Here is a 17674-nt window from a genome sequence, read left to right as displayed (position 1 = left end):
TTTTGCTGACTAGAAAGTGAAAAAATGGTAAAATAATAGGAAAAAGAGGAGGGTTTTGAATTATGTTGCGATTTATTCATTGTGCAGATTTACATTTTGATCGCTCGTTTGAAGGGCTACATTTAATTGCGCAAGTCAAAGCGTTACCTCTTGTAAATAACCAAGTATTGGAAAAAATCGTCACCCTTGCTTTAGAAGAACAGGTCGATTTTTTGTTATTTGCAGGAGATATTTTCCATCAAAATCGTCCGAGTTTAAAAACACAACATCAGTTTTTTAAACAAATGAATCGATTGAAAGAACAGGATATTCCTGTGTATATGATTTTTGGCAATCATGATTATTTTGAAAATGAACGCTACTGGTTTGACTTTCCAGAGAATATTCATCTGTTTACAGAAGAACAAGTAACAACCATTCACGGTGAGACAAAAACGGGTGAACAATATGCTATTAGCGGGTTTAGCTATCAACACCCTTGGATTACAACATCTAAAGTGAATGAATTTCCTCAAAAACAAGCACCGTATCATATCGGTATGTATCATGGGGATAGCAATGGAGAGCGTTATGCACCGTTTCAAGTGCAAGAAATGCGCCAAAAAAACTATGACTACTGGGCATTAGGGCATATTCATGTGCCGACAGTCGTATCTGATAATCCACCAATTATTTATCCAGGAACGCCACAAGGGCATACGCAAAAAGAGAAAGAAACGGGCATTCAATTAGTTACGCTAGATGGTGTAACGGTGCAATATGAAGCAAAAGACGTAGCGGCAGTAGTATGGCAGGAATATGAGTTATCATTGGCGGGTATCAAGACTCGAAAAGAAGCGTTACAAGCGATGAAAGATTTCTTTCAAACATCAGAACGACAACTAATCAAGTTTTCGTTAACAGAGACAGAACACTTACCAATAGATTGGCTCAATAATCGAGAAAAACCCGAATTAATTGCGTATCTTAATGCGTATTTAGCAAGCAAACATTTTGAACAAATTGTGTATCAATTAGAAATTAATCAGGTTCCTGAAAATGAAAAATTAGTGCTGACAGGTAAAGATGTGATGGCACAATTATTGATGAGCTATCAAACAGAAGAAGTTTTTGAAACCATCATTGAAGAATTGGTGACCCATCCGCTAATTAAACGAACGATTTCTCCTCAAGCACTGAAAGAAGAAACTTTAGAAAAAGTGAAAACAACACTCGCACAAGAGTTTTGTTGGAGTGAGGAAGAAAAATGAAGATAACAAAAGCAGAAATTGTAGGATTTGGGCATTATCGGCAACAAACGTTTGAATTTTTACCCGGAAATCAGTTATTCTTTGGTCAAAACGAAGTAGGGAAATCAACGTTATATCAATTTATTCAAGCGATTTTATTTGGTTTTCCTAAAAAGAACTTGCGTAAACGCGACTATACACCACAAGATGGGGCAGCATATGGTGGGAAATTATGGTTAGAAATCGAGCCGTATGGTGAAATTATGGTTGAACGTTACCGCCAAGTCAATCGCGGACAAGCAAAAGTTTGGCTAGGTTCTGAAGAAGGCGATGAGCAGTTGTTGTTACGTTTATTGGCGCCTTTAAGCCAAGATGTTTTTCAAGAAGTTTTTACCTTTCAGCAAGAACAATTGTCACAAATTGAACGGATGCAAGAAAAAGAGTTGCATGCCGCACTGATTTCTTTAGGAATTAGTGGCAGTAAGCAATTAATGGAAAAAATTCAAAATTATCATAAAACCAACCAACAATTATTTAAACCACGTGGGCAACGTTTACCATTAAATAAACGGTTGAACGAATGGCAACGTCTAAGAGAAACGATTCAACAAAAAGAAGCCCAAGAAAACGATATGAAACAAGCCTATCAACAGGTGTCAGCGTATACCGAGCAACAAAAAGAATTACGCCAACAATTGCAACAATTACAACAGTATGAACAAACGTTGAATCAACAAAAAATGAATTGGCCATTATATGAAGAATGGCAACAGCTACAACGATTAAAAGAAAGTAGCATGTCAGAAAAAGAGCATCAGCAGTTGCGGCTTTTTTATCAAGAGTACCAACAATTATCGGATGAAATGGCTAAAAAACAAGCAGAGTTATCTCGTTTAGAACATGGACAAGAGTCGAGTCATTATTTCTTTTATCTGGATAAAGAAAGCAAAATTCAAGAGTTATTGCGTCAAAAAGTTCCCATTATTCGAATGGTCGATGAATATGAGCGCTTAAATGACGAGTATGAAAAAATTCATCAAGCATTCGCGCAATTGGTAGAACGATGGGGCTGGAAGCAAGAAATTGCGCCACCAGAGTTAGACGAACAAATATTTTCGTTGTTGCATCGTTTAGAAGAATTGGATGAAGCACTTGCACAGCATGAATTACGGGTCCAATGGTTAACGGAAAAAAGCCAACCGGTTGAAGAGGAAATCACCAAAATTGAGAACAAATATCCTGAATTATTGACAAAAACGACTACTCAACCTTATCTTTTGCCAGCAATTGGTGGGGGTCTTTTTCTTGTCAGTTTCTTGTTACCTACGCCGTTAAACTATGTGGGGATGCTCTTAGGTGGTGCTGCATTAGTTTTTGGTGGAGGATTGTATGTTTATAAGAAAGTCAATCCTGCTTCACAGATTAAACCACTTTGGCAAGAAAAGCTTCTGCAATTAGATGCGTATGCTGCAGAAATTGAAGCTGAAAAAGCTGCTTTGACACAGACACAACAAGAAAAAAATCAGTTGTTGACGTATTTGCAACCGTCATTTGGCAACAATACAAACTATCATACTTGGCACCAAGTGTTAGAAGAATACGAACAAGCAGTCACAAATTTCCATGAATACACGACACTATTAACGGAAAGTAGACAACAACAAGAACATCTTATTCATGAATTAGGCGAAGTGGAAGCAGAATTTCAAGCCTTTGTTGAGTGGTTACCATTAGAGAACAAAGAGATTCAAGACAAATTAACGGTTTTAGAAGAATTTGCGGATAAAATGCAAGATATTAAATTAACGCGTCTCCAACAACCGAGTACTTTAATTGCACAACAGCTAAAACGAACCAAAGAAGAACGCGATGCACTATTTGCAAAGTATCAACATTTACTAGAGAAATTTGGGTTAGAGCATCCAACAGAGATTCCATTATGGATGAAACAATGGGAACAACAACAAAAGCAAACAGAGCGTAAAGATGAGTTGACGCAACTTTTAACCCCTCTTTTTCCCAAAAAAATTCGTTTTGATGAATTAACGACACAGTTACAAGCGATGCAAGAGAAACAGGAGAACTTGCAACAAGAACTGTCAAAATTATTAGAGGAAAAACAACGGGTACAATTACAAATTGAACACTTGCAAATTGACGGGGTGTTGGATGAATTGTACCAAGAAGAAAGTCGTTTGCTGTCTGAAATTGAAGATTTAGCTGTCACATGGAGTACGAATCAAGTGTTAAGTGCCAGTTTAAGTGATTTGGCAACAGAGTTATCCGAACAACAATTGCCACAGTTGCTACACCAAGCGTCACATTACTTCAATCTATTGACTAATGGCCGATACAATCAAGTCTTATTGTCTGATGGTATCTTGCATGTAGCAACCGAACAGTCATTCTTAGACATCTATACACTTTCAACTGGAACCAAAGATCAATTGATTATGGCGGTTCGCTTTGCGTATTTATCTTTACAAGGACAAGCGATGGTTAGTCCAGTTATTATTGATGATGGTTGGTTACATTACGATAGTTCACGTAAAGAACAACTAGCAAAATTATTTGCAGAATTTGGCGAAAAACATCAAGTCATTTGTTTGTCTTCTGACCGAGAAATGGTAAGCTATTATCAAAGGCTGCAACAACCAGTAATTGAAATTAAGCAAAGGATGTGAGAGACGTTTTTTTACCTAGGTAAAAAAAACGTTAAAGCAAATGAAAAAATTACGAGAATTAGCAGTAGACGAGGATTTTCAAGCATTTGTATTAATTAAAAATGCGGATGTACGGGTCGCAAAAAATGGCAAAAAATTTATTGCCTTTACTTTTCAAGATACTTCTGGCACATTAGATGGTAAATTTTGGGATGCATCAGATGATGAAATTAAACGCTTTGAAACTGGTCGGGTGGTTTATTTAACAGGGAAACGGGAAGTCTATCAAGGGAATCCCCAGGTGAAAATTTTACAACTCCGTCCTGCCAAAGCAGAAGAACCCAATGATGCAAGTTTGTATATGGAACGTGCACCTATGCAAAGAGAAGCGATGGAAGAAGAAATTAGTCAAACGCTCTTTGAAATTACCAATCCTCATTGGAATCGAATTGTTCGTTTCTTGTTAAACCAGTACACAAAAGAGTTTTTTGAATATCCTGCAGCAAAACGAAACCATCATGCGTTTGCGGGTGGTTTAGCGTATCATACAACTACGATGTTACGTTTAGGAAAAGCAATTGTTCGCGAATATCCAGAATTAAATGCTTCGTTGCTTTATGCAGGCATTATTTTACATGACCTAGGTAAAGTCATTGAGTTAAGTGGACCTATGTCGACAGAATACACGTTAACTGGCAATTTGGTGGGGCATTTGATTTTAGTGGATGAAGAAATTACGAAGGCATGTTTAGCATTAAAGATTGATGAACGAGAAGAAGATGTGGTTATCTTGCGTCATATGGTCTTGTCACATCATGGCCTATTAGAATATGGTTCTCCGGTTCGTCCTCGAATTATGGAAGCGGAAATTCTTCATCAAATTGACAATTTGGATGCTACGATGCAAATGCTCTTAACATCGATTCGCCAAACAGAACCTGGTGAATACACGGATCGTATTTTTGGTTTGGATAATCGTAGTTTTTATGTTCCGAAAAACATTTAAAAAATCCCCATCACAATTTCAAAAAATTGTGATGGGGATTTTGTCTTATTTACTTTCTTCAGTTGACGCTTTTGTTTCTGATTCTTTTGTATCAGAAGATTTTGCATCAGAGTCAGATGATTTTTTCGTTTCAGCAGCATCAATAAAGTTAGTTAAGATGTTTGAGAATGCTTCATCTTTGATTTTAACATTCGCATCAACTAATTCTTCACCAATAGCTTTTGTTGTAAATTCGCTATCGTTTAATTTGGTATCTGTAGCGATTTCTTTAATTTTGTCTTCAAATTTAGACATGTCGTTTCCTTTTGATTGGTTTTTAACCATTTTAACAACGTAATAGCTTGTACCATAAGCTGAGTTCACAGCGATTGGTTCAGAAACTTCACCGTCTTTTAATTCCCAAGCAGCAGCTTTTACTTCTTCTGGAACTGTTGTTGCAGGTGTTGATGAATCGAATTTCACTTTACCGCTATCTTCTTTTGAAGCATCGACAGATTTTTCTTTGGCAACTTTACCAAAGTCTGCATCTTTTTTGCTCACTTCTTTTTTGACTTCTTTTGCTTCATCTTCGGTCATCACTGCAATTAATTGTGCTTCAACTTCTGGATGGAAAGAATCCCAAGCAGCTTTTAAGTCCGCATCTGTTAATTTCACGTGTGCTTTTAATCCTTCTTTAAAGGCTAAGCTATCACGAACACTTTTTTCGACATCTTTACGTGTTAAACCGGATGCTTTTAATTGATCTTCGAAAGAGTCACCAAAAACGTTTTTGATTTCTTTTTCAACATCTTTGTCGGTTACTTTATCACCGTATTTCGTTGTGAACACTTTTGATAAAATCATATCAAAAACAACTTGTTGGCTGTTTTGATCTGTTTTTGCTTTTTCATAGAAATCCTCAACGGTTAATTTACCGCCTTTCATACTTGCGATTTCTGAATTTGTGTTACCTGAGCAAGCAGCCAATGTGAAAACGCTCATCGCGCCGACAACTGCTAAAAGAATTTTTTTCTTCATTGTGTTAAGCACTCCTGTTAGTTAGATTTCAATATGTTCATAGCCCTAACTATACCATACTCTTTTTTAGAAAGGAAAGTGTTGGCAAAAACTTTCGAACAAAATTCATACAATTATCTTTTTCTTTACTTTTTCTTAGTCTCGTTTTGAACAGGAAGAGAAGCAATATGTTGGTTCATTTCTTCTACTTGTTCATTGATTCGTGCCAGTCTCGGCTCAGCTTGAAACTTAAAGGCTTCAATATCTTTTTGTAATGATTTGATAAAATAAGGAATTGTTTCTTCCACCGTTTGTTGAGTTTGTGCCAAGGCTTGTTGGAAATTTTGTAGACTTTCATTAAACTCTTTGGTTGATTCTGTTACGTCATCAATATATGTTTCGACCATTTGTTGGGTTTCTTTACCACTGCGCGGTGCCATTAATAGGCCACCTACACCACCAACTGTTGCACCAAATAGCAATCCTTTTATAAAACTCATTTAGTTCACCTGCGCTTTGATTTGATCTGCGATAGCAACCATTTCTTCAGGAGTATAATCGTCCATATGTTTGCCAAAGTGCATCGAGAAATCATCTTCTTTACCATAACGAGGAATTAAGTGGACATGTGAATGAAAGACCGTTTGATATGCGACTTCACGATTGTTGTTAACAATATTTAACCCTTGCATTTCGGGAAAGGCGGCTTCCAGTGCGCGAGCAATTTTAGGAATGCGTGTAAAGACATCTGTGGCTAATTCTTCATCGTATTCGAAAACATCAGAAACATGTTTTTTAGGAATAACTAAGGTATGCCCTTTGGTTACTTGCGTAATGTCTAAGAAAGCATAGACTTTTTCATCCTCATACACTTTATAACTTGGAATTTCTTGATTGATAATTTTGCAGAAAATACAGTTTTCCATAAAAATTTCCTCCTCTTTCTTTTATAGTTACTTTACCATATTCTCGAGTTTAGCTGTAATTATTTTTCCTTTGCACAGGACCTTGCTTGTTAAAGCGTTTTTTTTCTTCTATACTATAGAAAGAAAAGTTAATTGAAGGAGTCTTCACGATGTATGTAGGGATTGATATAGGTGGTACCCAAATTAAATATGGTTTAGTTGATGAGACAGCGCAAGTCTTTGAAAAAGGAGCTGTCGATACACCTAAGGAAAAAGAAGCTTTTTTGACCCAAGTTGCAACGATTATTCAAACGTATCAAGACCAGCATACTGACATTGAGGGGGTTGGTATTAGCGCACCCGGAGTAATTCAAAAAGACGGGATGATGACAACTGCAGGTGCGATTCGTTCCTTATACGGTACCAACTTAAAAGAAGAAATCGAAGCACGAACTGGTTTATCAGCGGTCATTGAAAACGATGCGAATGCTGCGGCAATTGCAGAAAAATGGGTTGGCAATGCGCGTGATTTCGATACGTATTTATGTATTGTTTTAGGAACAGGTGTTGGTGGCGGGATTGTAATCAATGGCGAAGTCTTCCGTGGGGCACGGGGGATGGCTGGCGAGTTTGGTTGGGCAATCATTAACGAATTACCTGAAGAAGGCAATGTGGAATTTGCGAGCTTAAATCTGCGTTCGGCAGTCATTGGTGGATTGTGTCGTCTTTATAATGAAGCGTTGAAAGAAACTCAACCAGAGGCAACACCTACTTGGGATGCGCGGGAAATCTTTCAACGTTACAGCGAAAATGACCCGATTGCCCATAAAGTAGTGACCCGTTTTTATCAAGATTTAGCAATTGGATTGATGAACTTAATTAGTCAATTTGATCCGGAAGCAATTTTAATTGGTGGTGGAATTAGCGCCAATGAGCAATTTATTGAAGGACTCCAAGAAGCGATGAACACGTTAGAATCACGACATGAAAGTATCACCTTTATCAAGCAATACGGTTGGGCGCCTATTTTACCAACCAAATTAAAAAACGATGCGGGCATTATTGGTGCCGTCTATCCATTGTATAAAAAATCACAAAAGTTATGAAAACTACCTGTTGAAAAATTCTGAAAATATCCAGAGTTTTGGTTGCGAGAATGTTTTTTTATCAGTACAATAGTTTGAGAAGAAACAAGGAGGCCGTGAAAAAATGTCAGGTTTTAATTTAGGCACAACTACTGAACTAGCAACGGTAGCGATTCGTGTCAAAGATCGTGATAAAATGATTGATTTTTATCGTGATTTGATTGGTTTTGTCTTAAAAGGGGAAGAAAATGCCTTAGCGATTATGGGAACGATTGAAGATAAAAGTGAAGCGTTGTGGTTAGAAGAAAGTCCACGTGCGCAAGATTACTTTGGAGCAGTCAAAAAATTACAACACCTCGTTTTGCGTGTTGGTCATGTAGCAGAATTAGGCGATATGTATGCACGCTTAAAAAAAGCAGATTATCCATTAACGGTTTCTTTTCATGAGACGGAGGTCCGGATTGGTTTAATGGACCCAGAAGAAAATCAATTAGAAATCTATACACAAACAAACGAAGCAATCACTCAAGAAGCAGCGTTATTAGCAACAAGCACTGGCGAATATTTGCATCTCTCAGCGGATACTCACTTTGAACACATTCACTTAAACGTGTCGGACATGACAGAAGAAGCAACATTTTTGCATGAAGTATTGGGGCTTGAAAACAAAAAACAAACATATCACTTAAATGCGCAGTCGTTTCATGTTGGCTTAAATCTAGCAGAAAGTGACGCAATTGATGTCGAGAGTCATGAAATTCTTGGTTTAGAATTTTTAAAATTCTTTATCAGTGAGGAAACGATTTTGGCATTAGAAAAACATTTAATTGATTTGCAAAAAGAATTCTTTATTGATAAAAAGAAATCTATTTTAACGATTTACGATGCAATAGGCATTGAATGGTGGTTCGTTCGTCATTAAAAAAAGTCATAAGTTATTGCGCCATGCATGAGCTTATGACTTTGTTTTTGCGTTTTCTTAGAAAGGAGAACATAATGAAAGTAGCAATTTTAGGGTATTCAGGTAGTGGAAAATCGACGCTAGCAAAATACATTTCTGAAAAGCAACAGATTCCTTGCTTGCATTTGGATACTGTCCAATTTATGGAAAATTGGCAGATTCGTTCTGATGAGGACGCTAAAGCTGTTGTTAAAGAATATTTAAAACAAAAAAATTGGGTGATTGATGGGAATTATACACGTTATTATCAAGCCGAGCGCTTAGCAGATGCCAACCAAATTATTTTGTTATTGTTTCCTCGTAGGCAAGCACTTTTTCGTGTGGTAAAAAGATATTTCACGTATCGAGGAAAAACCCGTCCTGATATGGCCGCAGGATGCGAAGAAAAAATTGATTGGGCATTTTTTTGGTGGGTTTTGTATCAGGGACGAACAAAACCTATTCGACAGCATTACCAAGAAATTCAAGAAAAATATCCAAAGAAAACAATAATTGTTCGCAATCAAAAATCTTTAGAAAAATTATACCGCACATTTGGTTAAGAGAAATACCTAGGTAATTACCAGAAAAGGAGTCACCATCATGTATCCTCAAACACAAGCATTAATTGCACAAAAACACGCACAAGGCGTGTTTCCAGGTGCTGTCTATCAATTCATTGAACCACAGAAAACTGAGACACAACTCTTAGGTGAAGCAGCTATTTTACCATATCGGGAACCAATGACACGTCAGCACGTATTTGATGTGGCTTCTTTAACCAAAGTGATTTGTACGACAAGTGTGGTCTTACGATTATGGGAACAAGGAAAAGTAGCGATTGATACTCCTTTAAAAGCTTATTTACCTGCTTTTGAGGATGAAAAAATTACGTTGCGTCATTTATTAACCCATACCTCGGATATCCAAACATGGATTCCTAACCGTGACCAATTATCGGCTAGTGAATTACGTGCTGCCTATTTGACCTTACAATCGGGAGAAAATCTTGGGATTACAATGAAATATACCGATGCGGGCACGATTTTATTAGGCTTCATGTTAGAAGAATTGTTGCATAAACCAGTCACAACTATTTTTCAAGAAGAAGTGTTGCAACCAATTGGGATGATTCATAGCCAATTTCCACCCATTACCCAAGGATTAGTTGTTCCCACACAGCAATTAGCAAACGGTGAAATCTTAAAAGGCGTGACGCATGACCCGAAAGCACGGGTGTTAGGAAAGCACGCTGGAAATGCCGGTTTGTTTACGACCATTGATGATTTGTCACGTTTTATTCAAGCTTATTTTGAAGGCAGTTACTTAACACCAGCAACCATTACTTGGTTATTACAAGACCATACACCTACTAAAAAAGGGAAACGGTCATTAGGTTGGGATTTAAGAGGCGATATGTTTTTTCATACCGGTTATACGGGTACCTTTCTTTTGATGGATCCAAGCAAACGGCAAGCTTTCGCCTTTTTATCCAATCGTGTCCATTTAAAAGATGAACGTGAAGCGTATATCCAACATAGAGATGAAATTATCGCCATGTATTTGTCCGAAAAACGATTACAAAACGTGTTATAATAGCCGAAGAAAAAGAAATGAGAGGAGATCAACAATGCAACCATTATTTATGGAACCTGTATTTCAAGAAAAAATTTGGGGAGGAAGTCGTTTAAAAACAGTCTTTGGTTTTGATATTCCCAATGATCATATTGGAGAAGACTGGGCGATTAGTGCCCATCCACATGGCGTGAGTGTGGTAAAAAATGGCCCTTACCAAGGACAAACATTAGATACGTTATGGGCGGAGCATAAAGAGTTGTTTGGTCAACCAAGTGAAGATGTTTTCCCATTACTAATCAAAATTTTGGACGCGGAAGATGATTTATCCGTACAAGTTCATCCAGATGATACGTATGGATTGAAGCATGAAGGCGAACTTGGCAAAACAGAATGTTGGTATATTATTGATGCGGCACCTGGAGCAGAAATTATCTATGGTCATTCAGCAACTACCCGTGAAGAGCTTGCCCAAATGATTGAAGAAGAACGTTGGGATGATTTATTTGTTCGGGTACCAGTTAAAAAAGGTGACTTCTTCTATGTTCCTAGTGGGACTATTCATGCGATTGGTAAAGGCATTTTAATTTTAGAAACACAACAAAGCTCTGATACCACGTATCGTGTTTATGATTACGATCGAACAGACGATCAAGGGAAAACGCGTGAGCTACACATCCAACAATCAGTGGATGTGACAACTATTCCTGCTCGTACACCAGAACTAAGTATTACCGAGGTAAGGCATGGTGAATCTGCAGTGGTTACTTATTTAAAAACAGACTTTTTCAATGTTTATGAGTGGCAAGTAAAAGGCGTTTTAGGCTTTAAAAAGCAAGCACCGTATACCTTAGCTACGGTTATTGAAGGGGTTGGAAAATTAGTAGTTGCTAGTGAAACTTATGAATTGGCATTAGGAACTAGTTTTATTTTGCCAGATCAAATTACAAACTGGGAAATTCAAGGCGATGTAAAAATTATTGCTTCAGAACCAGGAGAGAAATAATTAACCTCAAAAAAACGAGCTGAAACCAGTAACAATTGGTTTCAACTCGTTTTTTATTGTCGCTTCATCACTGATTCACGTTTAATCAAACGATGAGGCACAACGACACGTACACTACGTTGTTGTTTATTATTTAATTGGTCCATTAATCGTTGAGTAGCGATTTTACCTAGGGAAGGAACATCAATATCAATGCTTGTTAAATAGGGATGAATCAATGTGGCAAAAATGGAGTTGTTAAAGCTAATAATGGAAATATCCTCTGGCACGCGATAGCCATATAAATTAACCAACTGCATCATTCTTACAGCAAATAAATCATCCAATACCACAATAGCCGTTGCCTTGGTATGCAATAACGTTTCTTCAAATGCCACATAATCATCAGGCGTTTCAAACGTTGCGGCGGGATAAACTGGTAAATTGGCCATCATTAATGCTTTTTGATAACCAAAAAAGCGTTCATAATACAAATTTTCATGTGTGATATTGCTGGCAAAAAGGATTTGTTCATGTCCTTCTGCAATGAGATATTCCGTTGCTTGTTTGCCTAGAAGTTGATTGTCATTGTCCACATAAATCGTTTTTTCTTCTGAAATATACGGTTGGCCAATCAAAGTAAAGGGTACTTCTTTTTCTAAGAGATAGCGAATAACCGGATCATCTTTATCTGAATAAGTTAAAATAAAGCCGTCTACTTGTTTCTGGCGGTGCATGCGTTGGACGTTTTCTAAAAGCGTATCGAAATCTCTCGCAGAAGCAATGGCAACCGACATGTCGTAGTTGCGTGCTTCATCATTAATTGTTTCAATGGTTTCTAAATGGAAAGGATTGCCAATCCGTTCTTTTGAATCTAACGGAGGTAATACTACCCCAATTGCACTAGAAATTTGTTTTCCTAAATTGCGCGCTGCTAAATTGGGTGTATATCCTAATTCAGCCATTACTTTGCGTACTTTTTTCTTTGTCTCTTCCGAAATACTCGGATGGTCATTGATGACACGGGAGACGGTCGATGTCGCCACACCCGCTTTTTTTGCTACATCTTTTACCGTAATACTCATGTTTTTCTCACCTCTCGAATATAGTATCACAGGGAACAAGCACCCGCTAGCTTGATTTGAAAAAACGTTCATTTGTCACTGACAAATGAACGTTTACAAGCAGACTTAGTTTTTCTTCACAGGAATTTCGAGCGTATCTTCGAGTGTATAACTATCTTTATAAACTGTTAGTGTTAACGCATCACCTTCCAGTAGTTTCAAGGTCACTTGTTCTTGTGTAACAGACACTGCCAATAAGCGGCCGCGGTAGTTGATATGGAACGCATAAGAATCCCAAGTTTTTGGTACAAATGGGGCAAAGCTTAATGTTTCATCGAACGTTTTCATTTGAGCAAAGCCTTGAACAATTCCCAGCCAGCTACCTGTCATTGAAGTAATGTGTAGCCCATCTTCTGTGTCATTGTTGTAGTTATCTAAATCTAACCGTGCTGTACGTTCATACATTTCTAACGCTTTGTCTTCCATGCCTAATTCAGCTGCTAAAATAGCATGAATAGAAGGTGATAGAGAAGACTCGTGAACAGTCATTGGTTCATAAAATTCAAAGTTGCGACGTTTTTCTTCTTCTGTAAATTGATTATTTAGGAAATAAATACCTTGTAATACATCAGCTTGTTTGATGAAGCAAGAACGTAAAATACGATCCCATGACCAGTTTTGATTTAATGGTAAATGTTTTGGATCTAATTCCGTAACGTGCATTAAATCTTTATCTAAAAATGTATCATGTTGAACGAATACACCTAATTCTTCATCCACAGGGAAGTACATTTTTTCGATGATTTTTCGCCATTTTGCTTGTTCTTCCTCTGTAATCGTAATGGTTGTTTCTTCTTGGTAACGTAGGTAATTTTCCAAAGTATAATTTAAGACCCAGGCAGCAATTGTATTTGTGTACCAGTTGTTGTTAATATTGTTTTCGTATTCATTTGGTCCAGTTACCCCGTGAATCATGTACGCATCATTGCGTTTTGAGTAGTGGACACGATCTGCCCAGAAGCGTGCAATTTCGACTAACACTTCTAAACCATTTGTTTTTAGGTATTCTGTGTCACCTGTGTAGTTTGTGTAATTATAGATTGCATAGGCAATCGCACCATTACGATGAATTTCTTCAAAGGTAATTTCCCATTCATTATGGCACTCAACTCCTGTAAAAGTAACCATTGGGTAAAGTGCACCTTTAAGACCTTGTTGACGTGCGTTATGTTGTGCTTGTGGTAATTGGTTGTGACGGTATTTCAAGAGATTTTTAGTCACGTTAGAATCTGCTAATGCGAGATATAATGGTACGGCATATGCTTCGGTATCCCAATAAGTAGCGCCCCCATATTTTTCACCAGTAAAGCCTTTTGGTCCAATGTTTAATCGTTCATCTTCCCCATAGTAAGTAGAGAAAAGTTGGAACAAGTTAAAGCGAATCCCTTGTTGTGCGGCATCATCGCCTTGGATGGTCACATCTGCTAAATCCCAACGTTTGCGCCAAGCATCGGCTTGTTCTTGACGTAAAGAATCATAATTTGAACCAAACTTCGTCACATAATCAATCGCTGTTGCAACTTGCTGTTCTTCTGCAACGTCACGACTAGTTAGAACCACGACTTCTTTTTCTAAATGAACTTTTTCTCCCGCATTTGCTTGGAAATCAAACGTAGCAGCAATCGCTAAGTCACTTGTCTCAATCGTTGTCGGTAACACATTATGCGTCATGGCAGAAGTAACGGTAAATTGTTCGATACCAAATGGATTCGGGACAGTACGAGTTGTTAAATGATTGATATCATTCGTTGTTCCTTTTGCTAACTCTTCCCAGAACATTTCATCGTAGTTACTGTCTTCATTTTGAACATTGTTATCTAATTTTGAAACAATATGAATATCTGCATGTCCTGCTAAGACTTCTGCGTCCATTCGAATCATCGCGAGTTCTTTTTTGACGATACTTAAAAAACGCTCAAAAGAGAAAGCAATCGTTGCACCGCCAACAGTCACCGTAAAACGACGGGCCAAAATCCCTGTTTCCATATCTAATTCCATATAGAAATCTTTTGGTTCAATGACGGAAAGGTCAACTGCTTCGCCATTCACAAAAATATCCATGGCAATAAAGTTCACTGCATTGATCACTTTACCGAAATATTCTGGATACCCATTTTTCCACCAACCAACTCGCGTTTTATCGGGGAACCAAACGCCTGCCAAATAAGTTCCTAAATGATGGTCTGCGCTATATTTTTCTTCAAAATTTCCACGCATCCCCATGTAGCCGTTTCCAATACTTGTTAAAGATTCTTGCAAACGACGATTTTCGACATCTAGTTTCGTTGTAGCGATTTTCCATGGATGAATATCAAAAAGACGTTGAATATGTTGCATAATTTATTTCCTCCAGCTCGTTTATTTTATAAGTCTATATTAAACGCAAACGATTGCGTTAGTCAAGGGTAATTTTATAGATTGGTTTATTTTCTTTTTTAAACGAAACAATAGAGAAACCGATTGCGTTTTATTTGAATAGGGGGTAATACGACTCAAAAAAGATGGTTGTTTCGCTATCCGAAGTGTACTACAATACTTGAAGATGTTGCTGTTGGTCGTAGGTTTGAGAGTGAGGAACGTAAAAAGTAATGAAAGTATTAACGTTAAATACACACAGTTGGATGGAAGAAAATCCAGAAGAGAAATTTGAACAATTAGCAGAAATGATTTTAAAAGAAAATTACGACGTGATTGCTTTGCAAGAAGTGAATCAACAAATCAATTCAGAACCAGGAATTACAGGGGACTTGTATTGTCCAACAACGGATATGACGATTCATGAAGATAATTTTGTGTTACGTTTAGTCGATTATTTAGCGGCAAATGACGCAGAGTATTATTGGACATGGACATTTTGTCATATTGGCTATAAGAAATTTCATGAAGGCTTGGCATTATTATCTAAAAATCCGATTTTGCCAAAAGATTATTTGGTTGCACAATTTGAAGATGCTGAAGATCATCGCCGTCGTCAGTTATTAACAGGTCTTACTGAAATTGACGGACAAATGGTTCGTGTATGTAGCGGACACTATTCTTGGTGGTCACAAGAGGGCTTTGTGGTCGAATGGCAAAAGACAGTGGAGGCATTAAAAGATAGTGAGTATCCCTTAATTGTGATGGGGGACTTTAATAACCCAGCGGACACAGAAGGCTATCAATTGGTCACGACAAGCGAATTAGGCTTGCATGATACATTTGTATCATCGAAGCAACAAATCGGCTCATACACCGTTTCAAAGGCTATTGATGGTTGGAAAGATAATAAAGGGCAATTACGCATTGATTATATTTTTGCCACAGAAGAATTTGTTCCAGAAACCTATCAAGTGATGTTTGATGGAATTAGCGGACCAGTGGTTAGTGATCACTTTGGTGTTGCAGTAGTATTCAACTAAAAAAAAGTTGTGAGGAAAAACCCTCACAACTTTTTTTAATCTAGTGAAAAAATTTCTTCTTTAGCAGAAACACTGCGCTCTTGGACGCTAGGTAAATCTTTTTCCTCTGGGAATAAGACCATCAACGTTGACGCTTTTCCTTTGGCTTTTAATAGCGAATGGTCGACACGTACTAACAAGGTGTCAGGTGACACTTTATCGCCTTCTTTTACCTGAATATCAAATCCTTCACCGTTTAATTCTACGGTATCAATGCCGATATGCAATAAAATTTCTTTGCCATTTTTTGATTTTATGCCAATCGCATGTTTCGTAGGAAAAACAGTCGTAATTGTTCCTTCGACAGGAGAATAGATTTCGGCAATTGAAGGTTCAATTGCTACACCAGGGCCCATCATTCCTTCGGCAAATACTGGATCGCTGACTTTTGATAGTGGGATTAAGGTTCCTGTAGTAGGGCTGTGTAGGGCTGCTTTTTTCTTTTTAAATAGTGAAAACATTTTTTACGCTCCTCTCAAACGCCAAGCAATAAATAGCGTTAGAAAACTTAATAATAAAATAAATCCAATTGCAAAGTAAAAAATTAATTTAATTTGAGATGATGTATTTTCTTTTACTGGTAATAAGGCACGTCGTAAGAAGAAGGTTAACAGAGCACCAATAATATTCCCTGTCATCGCTTGTTGAAAAATTGAAATAAAGACAAACTGTCCTAATAAACCCTCTCTACTTTGTGAAACGCGACTAACAAAAAAGAGAACAGCTGCTTGAAAAAGGGTCAAACAAGCAATAAGATTCCCCAATGCTATCCCAGGAACATATTGAATTAAGTCTTGTATTGCTACGTCTTTCATTATACTAGAAATTAGCAAATAAACATAAAATAAAATAGGGAAGAGGACCCAATAAGTTAATAAGATTTGTTGTAGTCGCTTGGAATTCGTTGTCCATCGCAGCATAGTTATCCCTCCGTTAGTTGGTAAATCCCGTAAGAACGATACAAGTAATCAATTAAACAATGCAAAGTTATTAATGAAATGACTTCACTATGTTTTTTCCCGATAGTAAAAGGGGAGCAATAGTAGTTTAAGTGATGCGTACTATTACGAGCAAAATAGTTATTGCCAGATGCTGTAATCGCAATTACAGGGATTTGACGCATATGAAATGTCGTCAGATTTTCTTTTACATCTGCTGTTTCTCCACTGACAGAAGTCACCATAAAGCAATCATCACTAGTAATCATAGGCATAGCCATATCTAATTCTGTTTTATTGGGTAAGATAATGGCTCTTTTTTCTAGTGATAACATCATTTTTGAAAATTCTTCTAAGGGCTTTTTCTGAGAGAATCCAGTTGAGTAACAATAGATCGTTTTACTTTTACTAAGTAGTTCGTTAATTGGTTGCAAATCAACGGAGCGGATATAATCCAATGTTTGTTGGATATCATCCAATTGTTTGTCGTAGATTTGTTTTTCACTTTCTTCAACTATTAAATGTTGTTGTTCTTGTCGCAAAAAATATTTGAATTCAGAATAACCGGAAAAGCCCATTTTTTTCGTCAAACGTAAAATCGATGACTTGGATGAATGGACTCTTTCGGCTAAATCAAGAATGCTTAAGCTAACAACTTCATCTGTGTGTTCTACAATGTAATGCAAAATTTCTAAATCTAGCTCACTTAAGTCTTTGACATAGTGATGAATCAAACGTTGTAATTTCATCAAATCCCTCCTTCTTCTGTTATTATAACTGAAAAAGAAGAA

17 protein-coding genes are annotated in these 17674 nt (G+C 37.2%); 9 read left to right on the top strand and 8 right to left on the bottom strand.

Going from position 1 to position 17674, the window contains the following annotated elements:
• The first annotated feature begins 62 nt into the window (after nucleotides 1-62).
• The 3 genes from PYW32_RS12455 to PYW32_RS12445 are packed head-to-tail and all read left to right on the top strand — an operon-like array spanning nucleotide 63 to nucleotide 4898.
• Nucleotides 63-1250, top strand: coding sequence for a metallophosphoesterase family protein (locus tag PYW32_RS12455; protein ID WP_016173953.1), 1188 nt, complete (start codon nucleotides 63-65; stop codon nucleotides 1248-1250).
• Nucleotides 1247-3913: an ATP-binding protein gene (locus tag PYW32_RS12450; RefSeq protein ID WP_016173954.1), complete on the top strand. Its 2667-nt coding sequence runs from the start codon at nucleotides 1247-1249 to the stop codon at nucleotides 3911-3913. The genes PYW32_RS12455 and PYW32_RS12450 overlap by 4 nt, the downstream gene beginning before the upstream one ends.
• Before the next feature lie 40 nt (nucleotides 3914-3953).
• Nucleotides 3954-4898 (top strand): 3'-5' exoribonuclease YhaM family protein, encoded by a 945-nt coding sequence (locus tag PYW32_RS12445; RefSeq protein ID WP_016173955.1) that lies wholly within the window; start codon nucleotides 3954-3956, stop codon nucleotides 4896-4898.
• 45 nt (nucleotides 4899-4943) lie between these two features.
• Here the strand turns inward: PYW32_RS12445 and PYW32_RS12440 are convergent, their stop codons facing one another.
• The 3 genes from PYW32_RS12440 to PYW32_RS12430 form a co-directional block, all read right to left on the bottom strand.
• On the bottom strand, nucleotides 4944-5915 hold the full coding sequence (locus PYW32_RS12440; RefSeq protein WP_016173956.1) for a peptidylprolyl isomerase: 972 nt from the start codon (nucleotides 5913-5915) through the stop codon (nucleotides 4944-4946).
• Between the two features lie 125 nt (nucleotides 5916-6040).
• A complete protein-coding gene (locus PYW32_RS12435; protein WP_016173957.1) occupies nucleotides 6041-6394 on the bottom strand; it encodes a YtxH domain-containing protein in 354 nt (117 codons plus the stop codon).
• Nucleotides 6395-6826 carry an HIT family protein gene (locus tag PYW32_RS12430; RefSeq protein WP_338070867.1) on the bottom strand — a complete coding sequence of 144 codons (432 nt, stop codon included), beginning with the start codon at nucleotides 6824-6826 and terminating at the stop codon, nucleotides 6395-6397.
• 143 nt (nucleotides 6827-6969) lie between these two features.
• Between PYW32_RS12430 and PYW32_RS12425 the strand changes: the two genes are divergently transcribed.
• The 5 genes from PYW32_RS12425 (at nucleotide 6970) to manA (ending at nucleotide 11405) form a co-directional block, all read left to right on the top strand.
• Complete coding sequence (locus PYW32_RS12425; protein WP_016173959.1) at nucleotides 6970-7905, top strand: ROK family protein; 936 nt, start codon at nucleotides 6970-6972, stop codon at nucleotides 7903-7905.
• A 103-nt stretch (nucleotides 7906-8008) separates the two neighbouring features.
• Nucleotides 8009-8806, top strand: a complete 798-nt coding sequence (locus tag PYW32_RS12420) for a VOC family protein (protein ID WP_016173960.1) — start codon at nucleotides 8009-8011, stop codon at nucleotides 8804-8806.
• Nucleotides 8807-8880: 74 nt separating this feature from the next.
• Nucleotides 8881-9387, top strand: coding sequence for a P-loop NTPase family protein (locus PYW32_RS12415; protein ID WP_016173961.1), 507 nt, complete (start codon nucleotides 8881-8883; stop codon nucleotides 9385-9387).
• Between the two features lie 40 nt (nucleotides 9388-9427).
• The gene (locus PYW32_RS12410; protein ID WP_016173962.1) at nucleotides 9428-10420 is read left to right on the top strand and encodes a serine hydrolase domain-containing protein; all 993 of its coding nucleotides are present in this window, start codon (nucleotides 9428-9430) and stop codon (nucleotides 10418-10420) included.
• Between the two features lie 34 nt (nucleotides 10421-10454).
• A complete protein-coding gene (gene manA, locus PYW32_RS12405) occupies nucleotides 10455-11405 on the top strand; it encodes a mannose-6-phosphate isomerase, class I (RefSeq protein ID WP_016173963.1) in 951 nt (316 codons plus the stop codon).
• 53 nt (nucleotides 11406-11458) lie between these two features.
• On the opposite strand, the gene PYW32_RS12400 is transcribed toward manA, so the two are convergent.
• Both PYW32_RS12400 and PYW32_RS12395 read right to left on the bottom strand, forming a co-directional pair.
• Nucleotides 11459-12469 carry a LacI family DNA-binding transcriptional regulator gene (locus PYW32_RS12400; protein WP_016173964.1) on the bottom strand — a complete coding sequence of 337 codons (1011 nt, stop codon included), beginning with the start codon at nucleotides 12467-12469 and terminating at the stop codon, nucleotides 11459-11461.
• Nucleotides 12470-12574: 105 nt separating this feature from the next.
• Nucleotides 12575-14845, bottom strand: coding sequence for a glycoside hydrolase family 65 protein (locus PYW32_RS12395; RefSeq protein ID WP_016173965.1), 2271 nt, complete (start codon nucleotides 14843-14845; stop codon nucleotides 12575-12577).
• Between the two features lie 251 nt (nucleotides 14846-15096).
• Here PYW32_RS12395 and PYW32_RS12390 point away from each other — a divergent pair, with 251 nt between their 5' ends.
• Nucleotides 15097-15906 (top strand): endonuclease/exonuclease/phosphatase family protein, encoded by an 810-nt coding sequence (locus tag PYW32_RS12390; RefSeq protein WP_016173966.1) that lies wholly within the window; start codon nucleotides 15097-15099, stop codon nucleotides 15904-15906.
• A 35-nt stretch (nucleotides 15907-15941) separates the two neighbouring features.
• On the opposite strand, the gene PYW32_RS12385 is transcribed toward PYW32_RS12390, so the two are convergent.
• Genes PYW32_RS12385 through PYW32_RS12375 form a run of 3 tightly spaced genes read right to left on the bottom strand, consistent with a single transcriptional unit; the run spans nucleotide 15942 to nucleotide 17632 of the window.
• On the bottom strand, nucleotides 15942-16406 hold the full coding sequence (locus PYW32_RS12385; RefSeq protein WP_016173967.1) for a PTS sugar transporter subunit IIA: 465 nt from the start codon (nucleotides 16404-16406) through the stop codon (nucleotides 15942-15944).
• Nucleotides 16407-16409: 3 nt separating this feature from the next.
• Nucleotides 16410-16865 (bottom strand): hypothetical protein, encoded by a 456-nt coding sequence (locus PYW32_RS12380; RefSeq protein WP_016173968.1) that lies wholly within the window; start codon nucleotides 16863-16865, stop codon nucleotides 16410-16412.
• Nucleotides 16866-16867: 2 nt separating this feature from the next.
• A complete protein-coding gene (locus PYW32_RS12375) occupies nucleotides 16868-17632 on the bottom strand; it encodes a MurR/RpiR family transcriptional regulator (RefSeq protein ID WP_016173969.1) in 765 nt (254 codons plus the stop codon).
• Nucleotides 17633-17674: the final 42 nt, after the last annotated feature.

It is taken from the genome of Enterococcus saccharolyticus subsp. saccharolyticus (assembly GCF_029023825.1).
Lineage (GTDB): Bacteria > Bacillota > Bacilli > Lactobacillales > Enterococcaceae > Enterococcus_F > Enterococcus_F saccharolyticus.
The sequence above is the reverse complement of the archived record's forward strand: the minus strand, read 5'-3'. Positions and strand labels throughout refer to the sequence as shown.